The 9,337-nt window shown below is 35.3% G+C and carries 8 protein-coding genes; 7 read left to right on the forward strand and 1 reads right to left on the reverse strand.

Going from position 1 to position 9,337, the window contains the following annotated elements:
* The 5 genes from HU235_RS09995 to HU235_RS10015 form a co-directional block, all read left to right on the forward strand.
* A partial coding sequence (locus HU235_RS09995; RefSeq protein WP_267905712.1) for an FGGY-family carbohydrate kinase occupies nt 1-849 on the forward strand: 849 nt, incomplete at its 5' end.
* Between the two features lie 214 nt (nt 850-1,063).
* On the forward strand, nt 1,064-2,455 hold the full coding sequence (locus tag HU235_RS10000; protein WP_095303379.1) for a PTS transporter subunit EIIC: 1,392 nt from the start codon (nt 1,064-1,066) through the stop codon (nt 2,453-2,455).
* Nucleotides 2,456-2,586: 131 nt separating this feature from the next.
* Complete coding sequence (locus HU235_RS10005) at nt 2,587-3,873, forward strand: apiosidase-like domain-containing protein (protein WP_174880132.1); 1,287 nt, start codon at nt 2,587-2,589, stop codon at nt 3,871-3,873.
* A gap of 115 nt (nt 3,874-3,988) precedes the next feature.
* Nucleotides 3,989-4,486 (forward strand): PTS sugar transporter subunit IIA, encoded by a 498-nt coding sequence (locus HU235_RS10010; protein ID WP_174880133.1) that lies wholly within the window; start codon nt 3,989-3,991, stop codon nt 4,484-4,486.
* Between the two features lie 461 nt (nt 4,487-4,947).
* Nucleotides 4,948-6,258, forward strand: a complete 1,311-nt coding sequence (locus HU235_RS10015; protein WP_174880135.1) for a prolyl oligopeptidase family serine peptidase — start codon at nt 4,948-4,950, stop codon at nt 6,256-6,258.
* A gap of 263 nt (nt 6,259-6,521) precedes the next feature.
* Here the strand turns inward: HU235_RS10015 and HU235_RS10020 are convergent, their stop codons facing one another.
* Nucleotides 6,522-7,643, reverse strand: a complete 1,122-nt coding sequence (locus HU235_RS10020; RefSeq protein WP_174880136.1) for a glycoside hydrolase family 88/105 protein — start codon at nt 7,641-7,643, stop codon at nt 6,522-6,524.
* Nucleotides 7,644-7,789: 146 nt separating this feature from the next.
* Here HU235_RS10020 and HU235_RS10025 point away from each other — a divergent pair, with 146 nt between their 5' ends.
* The gene (locus HU235_RS10025; RefSeq protein WP_095303108.1) at nt 7,790-8,626 is read left to right on the forward strand and encodes an AraC family transcriptional regulator; all 837 of its coding nucleotides are present in this window, start codon (nt 7,790-7,792) and stop codon (nt 8,624-8,626) included.
* Nucleotides 8,627-8,883: 257 nt separating this feature from the next.
* Nucleotides 8,884-9,108, forward strand: a complete 225-nt coding sequence (locus tag HU235_RS10030) for a hypothetical protein (RefSeq protein WP_174880134.1) — start codon at nt 8,884-8,886, stop codon at nt 9,106-9,108.
* The last annotated feature ends 229 nt before the right edge of the window (nt 9,109-9,337 follow it).

Here is a 9,337-nt window from a genome sequence, read left to right on the forward strand (position 1 = left end):
ATGCTACCAAAAGTAAAATTTTCAGATGAAATATATGGATTAATTGAAGATAGGAACTTACAGGTTACCAAGCTCCCAATATCTGGTGTTATAGGTGATTCACAGGCGGCACTATTCGGCCAAAAATGCTTTGATAAAGGGATGGCAAAAGCAACTTTTGGTACAGGAACATCTGTAATGGTATATACAGAAGATTTAGTTGAAGCACGAGATGGTTTAGTTACATCTGTTGCTTGGGGATTAAATGGAAAGGTTCATTTTGCTTTAGAAGGAATCATTAATACAACAGGTGACATCATTAGATGGATGAAAGATGAATTAACCTTATTCAATGAATTCAGTGAAGCTGAAGCTTTAGCAGAAATGCTGGAGGATAATGATGGAGTTTATTTAGTTCCCGCATTCGTTGGATTAGGTGCACCGTATTGGAGCCCAAATACTAGAGCGGGAATCATCGGCATGAGTAGAAGTACAAAAAAATCCCACATTGTGAGAGCTGGATTAGAAAGCATTGTATATCAAGTGAAAGACATTATCGAACTGATCCAAGAAAAAAATCAAATATCTGTAATGGAGTTAAAAGTAGATGGGGGTGCAACATCTAATCATTTCTTAATGAGTTTCCTATCTGATTTAGTAAATATGAAGGTTATGGTTTCTGACATTGCTGAATTATCTGCATTAGGATCTGCTTTCATTGGTGGTCTTGGAACAGGTATGTGGGTTTCTGTTGAAGAGATTAGCATGTTAAATAGTGAGATACAAATATTTGAACCGAAAATGAGTGAAGAAAAAAGAGCTCAGCTTTATATAGAATGGAAAAATGCTATTCATTCGCTATTAATCTAATATTGTGAAGTGTTTATTGATAGGTTTGATAAAATACAAGTCTTTAAAGAAAATGTAAGCGTATTAGTTATAGCTGTAATAACAATTTCAACATAAAAATGGGAAGGCTTATTCTATATAAGGTGGTGAATAGTTCATTTCTTTTAATACCTATCTTAATTATAAATAAATGGGTTGAATGATCGAATGAAAAATAAGATTGGGGGATTGAATTATGAGTTACGAAAGGCTAGCTAAACAAATCATCGAAGAAGTGGGTGGTAAAGAAAATATTAATAGTGTCATCCACTGTGTAACACGTCTAAGATTTAAGCTTAAAAATGAATCACTTGCGAATAAGGAAACGATAAAAAATTTAGATGGAGTCATGACTGTCGTGATTAGTGGAGGACAATTCCAGGTTGTTATCGGGGAACATGTCTCTAAAGTTTTTGCTGAAGTAACGAAATTAATTGGCAAAGCACCTGAGGATGTTGATACAGAAGAAACTACTGAGAAAGGAAGTATATTTAGTAGATTTGTGTCATTGATATCAGGTATATTTATGCCGGTAATGGGAGTAATGGCTGCTGCTGGTATACTAAAAGGATTTCTAGTTGCCTTGACAGTTCTTGGTTGGATGTCAGAGGAAATGGGAGTATATAAAATTTTATTTGTTGCCTCAGATGGGTTCTTTTATTTTATGCCGATTCTATTAGGATTCTCTGCTGGTAAGACATTTAAAACGAATTCATATATTACCGCTACAGTTGGAGCAGCACTCGTATATCCTACAATGGTTGAAATGTACAATGCTGGTGAAGCGTTATCCTTTCTTCAAATTCCAGTAGTCTTAATGAACTATACGCAATCAGTCGTTCCGATTATTCTTGCAGCATTCTTTGTGGCAAAATTAGAGAAAGTCTTACTAAAAATCATACCGAAATCTCTTCAGTTAATTTTTGTTTCTTTGATCATTTTAGTTATAGTTGTTCCACTATCGTTCATTGTAATAGGGCCTATATCTGTATACGCTAGTCAACTATTAGCAGATGGAGCAATGGCGTTATATTCGTTAAGTCCAGTTATTACAGGCTTGTTCCTCGCTGGAGTTTGGCAAATTGCTGTAATGTTTGGGCTTCATTGGGCATTTATACCAATTATGATCAATAATATTACGACAATTGGTTTCGATCCAATTAATGGTTTACTATATTGTACAGTTTTTGCTCAAACAGGTGCAGCTTTAGCAGTTGCTTTAAAAGCAAAACAAACAAAATTAAAGTCTTTATCTACAACTGCTTCAATATCTGGTTTTTTAGGAATTACAGAACCAGCCATCTATGGAGTTAACCTACCACTTAAACGTCCGTTTATTATGGCGTGTATCGGTGGTGGACTAGGTGGTGCAGTTGCAGGATTCTTTAGTGCTAAAATGTATGGCGGATTTGCATCAGGTGGGGTATTTGGAATCCCGATGTTTATTGACCCAGAAGGTCTTTCGGCTCAATTCTATGGATTTGCTTTATCACTTCTTATATCACTAGCGACAGCATTTGTTCTTACTTTATTATTTGGCTATACTAAGGAAATAGCTGAAAAACAAGAAGAGAAAAAGTCTGCATAACCAATTTCAGAAACCGCTTACAACAATGGATTAGAAAATTAAATTAGTAGTTTTAAGGGATTGTAATGATATCTAGAGAAAATAGTTCTAAACACTATTTTCTCTTCGATATGAAAAGGGAGGGTATATTCTTGATAAAAATAAGAATATCAGAAAATAAAAAGCAATTTGAAACGGAAAAAGGAGAACGCTTCTTTTATTTAGCCGATACAGTTTGGAGCGCATTCACTAATGCCACATTAGAAGAGTGGGAGTCTTACCTTGACTATAGAAAAATGCAGGGCTTTAATGTCCTCCAAATAAATATCCTGCAGCAATGGGACGCAAGTGAAACAGATTTGAATATCAAACCATTTAATTATAAGGAAGATGGTTCCTTCAATTTCTATGAGCGAAACGATGCTTATTTCGATCGTGCTGAAAAGATGATAGCGATGGCGGTGGAAAAGGGATTTGTGCCTGCGCTTGTTCTATTGTGGTGTAATTATGTTCCTGATACATGGGGATCAGAGATAAATGATGTAAACAATATGCCATTTGAATTAGTAGAGGAATATGTCAAATATGTCAATGAAAGATTTTCTAAGTATCATCCTATTTATCTTGTAAGTGGAGATACAGATTTTCCAACTAAACGGTCAATTGAATATTATTTATTAGCATTAAACACTATTAAAGAATTAAGTCCCCATTGTTTAACTAGTCTACACATTAGAGGAAGATTAATGGAAATTCCTGATGATTTTTTATATAGTGACAAATTAGATTTTTATATGTTTCAATCTGGACACAATATACAATTTCAAAATATGTCCTACAAGCTTGCGGAAGAATTTAGTAACAAACCAGTAAAAAGACCTTCCCTTAATTCAGAGCCATGTTATGAGCAAATTGGGTATAGTAGGAATTTATATGGTCGATTTAACCAATTTGATGTTAGAAAAGCTGCATGGCAAAGCTTACTAGCTGGTGCAAGTGCTGGTATTACGTATGGAGCGCATGGCATATGGAGTTGGCACAAGAAAGGAAAAGGGTTTGGTTTAATTGGAGAGGCATTTGACAAACCTTATGATTGGAAGGATGCAATAAAGTTTGAGGGTGCTTGGGATTATTCCTTTGCTAAGAAAATTTTCTCATTATATAACCTTAATGACTTACAACCAATTGATGTTGTGCTAAAAAATACAGAAGAGATTAGGGCGGCAATAAGCAATGATTCATCCAAGGTTATCATATATGTTCCAGTTAACACAGTGGTACGATTAAATAGACTTTTTGAAAATTATGAATTCACCATTATAGATTTAAAGCAAAGGCGTTTTGCCGAAGCAAATGTATCGTTTAAAGAGAAACATACAGTTATTGATATGCATTTGTTTGATTCAGATGTATTAATCATTGGAGAGAAAAGACTTTGAGATCAGAACCTATTTTATTTTCAGTTGGAGAAGAGAAGAAGAAAAACCTGTTTTTCCATCTTCTCCATTCAAATTCTTGGCTTAAATTGAAGTGATAATAAAAGGAGAAATGATAATGATAGATAAGATATTTAAGAGTAAAAAAGAATTTGTTAAAGAACAAATTTATTCTCCTCTTACTGGAGAAATAATACCACTAGAAAATGTTCCTGATCCGGTGTTTGCAGGAAAAATGATGGGTGAAGGTGTAGCTATTATCCCAGAGGAAGGTATGCTTGTATCTCCTGTGGAAGGTGAAGTCATTCAAGTTTTTCATACAAAACACGCGATTGGAATTAGATCTATTTCTGGCTTAGAAATCCTCATACATATTGGGTTAGAGACAGTGGAGTTGAATGGCGAGGGATTTGACGTACGAATTGCCAAAGGACAAAAAGTCAAAGTAGGAGATCCTTTAGTGAATTTTGATATTTCATTTCTGAAGAGTAAAAATAAGGAAATTATTACACCAATCATTATTACGAATTATTCTGAAAAGGTAGATGGCATAGTACAGGTTAAGAGCGGTGTAATTTCTAAAGAAGACATGCTGTTTATGTGCAATATTAAATAATGCTAATGAATTAGGCGAGTAGTGTTTTTTTTCAGAGAACTAGTTAACTAGATAGAGTTAAAGCTGCAAAGTGGTTTAAATAATATTTTCTATGGGAATAAAAAGAGAAAGAAATTCTAGAACAAGCAGGTCTTACTTTCTGAAATCGATTAAGTAAAATATTATTATCCAAACTTTCTTCAGTTGTGGATTACTATCAAAGAATTATTTTGACGTTTATGCAATGTATAAATGATAGCGCATACAAAATAGTGGAAGACTTGTTATCTATCAAAATTTTTAAATACATTCGTTTATTAGTGGTAGGTAAGTAGATTAATCAACTTATTTTTACTACTTTTAATATAATTCTCGATGAAGGGAGTGTAATTTCTTCTTCCAATGTAAGGGTGTTCATTTTATCGTTTTTAAATGCTGAAAAAAAGTTGGTAGATTAGAGGAGGTAGTATACCGTGTTAAAGATGAAAGAAATGTTTCTTCTTGTTTTAGTCATAGCTGTTACATTTTCCTTTGCAATTAGTGCTTCTGCAAAAGAGAAAAAAGAAACGTACAGAACAGTGATTGAAGTCCAAGACTTTGGTCCAGTAATTACTAAGGTAATCGTTGAGTTAGGTATACCAGTTCCACAAGGTGCAGTGACAGAGGATACTTTTAATGTACATGTTAAAAAGGTTGATCCTAGGGTTCCTGAGGGTGGATGGGGAGCATATGTAGAAGGTGACCGTACTGTAACAAACGCTTATGTTTCTGACAAAGATGGTAAGCAAATTAAAAATGGTAAGGGGAAATTTGTTGTATTAGAAATGGAAATTGGACCTAATGATTTATTAGGTTCAACTGTAAATTATGACCAAGCAACAGGTCATAATGATTGGGTTGATTATGACTATACGATCACTCAAGTAGAAGATATCAAAGTTCATCCTGGAAAGGGTGGAACAATATCTGATTTGGTCATTGACACATTTGGAGGAGAAACTAGAGTCCTTATAGATGAGTTCTCTACTGGTAAAGCAACTTACGGGGATGTTACATTATCTTATGCTGATTTCAAGCCCTCAAAAGACAAAGGTAAAAACCCATTAATTATATGGTTGCATGGTGGTGGAGAGGGTGGTACTGATCCTACAATTGCAATAGGTGCTAATAAAGCTGTTGCTTTCGCTTCTAAAGAAGTACAAGAAATCTATGGCGGTGCGTATGTTTTAGCTCCGCAAGCACCAACTTATTGGATGCAGGGGGAAACTGGAACTGCTGACGGTACTTCTATTTATAGTCATGCTCTAATGGAATTAATTAAAGACTACGTAGCAAATAACCCTGATATCGATCCGAATAAAATTTATATCGGTGGTGCTTCAAATGGTGGTTATATGACAATGCTAATGATTCGAGATAATCCTGGATATTTTGCAGCTGCATTTCCAGTGTGTGAAGGTTTAAATAATACATTGCTGACAGACGAGGATATTCTAAATATGATGAATACCCCTATATGGTTTGTTCATGCCAAAAATGATACCGTTTTAAATCCTGAGGTAAACACGATTCCAACATATAACCGTTTGATTGAAGCTGGGGCAAAAGATGTTTATTTATCATTATTTGAGGATGTACATGATACTTCAGGGCTATATAAAAATGCTAATGGCGATCCGCATCAATATGATGGTCACTGGTCTTGGATATATGTTTTCAATAACGAGCCTATCATAGCTATTAATGGTGAGAAAACATCTATTATGGAATGGATGTCTGCACAGTCAAATTGATTTGTGAAGTGAAGAAATATAAGAAACTGCTCCCTTTTATAGGAAGGGTAGTTTCTTATATTTGATAACAAGCAATAAGTATATAATTGATGTAACTGCCATTTTGGCCTTAAAATGGTATCTGTAACACCAAAGATTTTTCTTTCGTTGCATCATTGTAATATCTGCAAATTTTGTTAAAAAGCGATCATGCATCGATAATAAAACACCAAACACAAAAACAGAAGACTGAAAAAGCTCTTCTGTTTTTTCTAGATTAGCAATTATTTTTTTGCCAAACTCATCTCCGCACACATCAATATAAAAGCTCCAGCTCCATGAAGATCATTTTCACTAGTAGGACGGGCAATATAATGAGCATAATCACCAATCCCTGTACCGATGCAAATATTGCCGATGAGTACGTTTCCATTTTCATCAAACTTCAACGTATCAATTACACCATGATATCCCTTCCAAGCATATTCCATATATTTGCTATCCAAATAACCCATACGAACAGCCTTCGCAATGGCTTGAACAAACAGAGAAGAGCAAGAGTTTTCTAGCCAATTATCAGACAGATGACCTTTGTCTACCACTTGATACCATAAGCCTGTTTCGGGATCTTGGTAGTTTGTTAAGGCAATGAGCAGGTCTTGAAGGATCGCAACTAGCTTTTTCTTATCCTTATGGTCTTCAGGAAGGTGATCAAACATTTCCAACAGAGCAACAGGGTACCAGCCGATTGCACGACCCCAGAACTCAGGAGCTGTTCCCGAAATAGGGTCTGCCCAATGCGCTGCTTTCGTTTCATCCCAGCCATGATAAAGCAAGCCTGTTTCTCGGTCCTTCGTATACTTCTCCATGAGAATCGCTTGATAGGCCATCATATCAAAATAGTCACTTTCCCCGAAAGTCTTCCCGAACTGGACAGCAATCGGACCAGCCATATATAATCCGTCCAGCCACATTTGATTAGGGTAATGCCCCTTGTGCCAAAAGCCACCTGATGGATTAGTTGGCCATGATTTTAATAGTGGAACAAGGTTGTGCAAAGCTTTCTTATACCTCTCATCACCTGTTTTCTCATAAAGCGTGTAAAGAAGGACGCCAGGCTGTATGTCATCAAGTTCATCTGTTTTGCATTTTGGGACACTACCGTCTGCAAGAATATGGCTGTCTACCCAGCTTTTGATATAGTTGAAATAATGCTCCTTTTGAGTAAGCCTCCAAACCTTCTCCATACCAGATAGAAATACCCCCTGATGATAGTGAAATCGCTCCGGTGGAAGCTGCTCAGGCTGAAATTTGGCCATTATCGTTTCGCAGGCTTTCTCAGCCCATTGGATAGGGAGCAGTGTCTCAGTTGATGGTTTATAGGTATTAGACTTTGGAAAATTCATCATAAAATCCCTCCTACTCGGTTTACATCTAGGTTAGCACAGGAATATGTACATTTTTTGCGGAATTATCTAAAACCTTCTTATATTTTGCAGGAAATGAAATAGAACGCGTCTAATAATAGTAGTAAAAAGCGAGGAGGTTCAAGATGAAAGAACTTCTATTTAAAAACGCAGAAGAGACATTCATCGTCTCACATCGGAAAGCGCTAAGCCACAATATGCCAGAAAATCATTTTCATAGTACGTTTGAAATATTTTACTTAATCTCAGGTAAACGGGAATTTTTTATTAAGGATAGGACGTTAGTGATTAACGAAGGGGATATCGTCATTATTTCACCAAATATCCTGCATCGGACAACCAATACAGAAATGCCAAAGCATGAGCGGCTTATTGTTAATATACATGAGACCTGTATGTCTGTTGGGAATCCTTCCTATAGGAAAATCCTTCAACCGTTGTTCGAACGAGATTACATCATTGTTAGGTGTCATTTGCAAGAGCGCCTTAAAATTGAAACACTATCACAGTCGATAATACAGGAGATAGACGAGAAAAGACCGGGCTTTGAAATGTACGCGCAAACGTTAGTACTCCAGCTAGTCATTATTTGCTGTCGGCATATGCAGAAAAATAACATAGAGGCATTAGAATATCCGAGTCCCATGCATGAAAGAATTTCGGAGGTTGTCCGCTATATCAACAACAACTATATGCACGATCTTTCGCTTCAATTCGTCGCTGAGAAATTTTACGTTAGTCCATACTATTTAAGTCGATTTTTTAAAGAAGCAACAGGCTTTACATTTGTAGAATACTTGAACAGCGTTAGAATTAAAGAAGCGAAAAAGCTGTTGGAACACTCCTCGATGAAGGTCAATTTGATTTATAAGAAGGTAGGATTCGGTAGTATTACACATTTCGGTAGGGTGTTTAAGGCAGTTACTGGTTATGCTCCGTTACATTATAGAAAAAGGAAGTGATAGATTTAGAATACCTTCTTAGATTCTTATGAGTAATAGACTAAATTTACAATTTAGTAGTGATCTTCTTTTTCCACCCTCGTCAACATAAGTCTGAATATTTTCCATCTGCCGTGGTAAATCCCTCCTAAATGAGTAATGACCATTCCCTAAAATCTCCCTTTATACCCTGTTAACAAAAGTGTTAATGATGTATATTTTTATTAAAGAATATTTATGAAATTACAAACATTTAAAATTTAAAAGGGGATACAAGCATGAGTAATGTTAACCAGTATGAATTAGGGAAAAAGCTTTATCAGGACTGGAGAATGAAAGTGGACGAGAATAACAGCTATCAAGAAGTAAGGCAGCTAAAAAGAGAGCAGATGAATCTACAAGAATTAAAGCAAGGCTTTATTGATGAAAGATGCATCTGTCTGAATAAAAGGGCTGAATTTGAAGATATTGAATGCTTTTATAGAGCTTTAGATGAGATATGAATTGATAGAATATATCTGAATATATCTTTATAATAGCATTTCATGAATATTGTTTTTTTAATGTTTATGAGTTTTTTATTAATAGAAATTACCTTGGTAAGGCTAGTTTCTACTAAATATTTACGAGAAACTAGTAAAACTACCTCTTATCTCTAGATATTTTCTTATAACAAGGGTGTGAGAATTACCTAATTTATCCAATGATTTTTTTTATATAATGAACCAATGT

This window comes from Metabacillus niabensis (assembly GCF_902829255.1).
Lineage (GTDB): Bacteria > Bacillota > Bacilli > Bacillales > Bacillaceae > Metabacillus > Metabacillus niabensis.

Coding starts and splice junctions, on each gene's coding strand:
- HU235_RS10010 (WP_174880133.1), top strand. CDS start 3,989: ATGATAGATAAGATATTTAAGAGTAAAAAAGAATTTGTTAAAGAACAA.
- HU235_RS10020 (WP_174880136.1), bottom strand. CDS start 7,643: ATGAATTTTCCAAAGTCTAATACCTATAAACCATCAACTGAGACACTG.
- HU235_RS10015 (WP_174880135.1), top strand. CDS start 4,948: ATGAAAGAAATGTTTCTTCTTGTTTTAGTCATAGCTGTTACATTTTCC.
- HU235_RS10000 (WP_095303379.1), top strand. CDS start 1,064: ATGAGTTACGAAAGGCTAGCTAAACAAATCATCGAAGAAGTGGGTGGT.
- HU235_RS10025 (WP_095303108.1), top strand. CDS start 7,790: ATGAAAGAACTTCTATTTAAAAACGCAGAAGAGACATTCATCGTCTCA.
- HU235_RS10030 (WP_174880134.1), top strand. CDS start 8,884: ATGAGTAATGTTAACCAGTATGAATTAGGGAAAAAGCTTTATCAGGAC.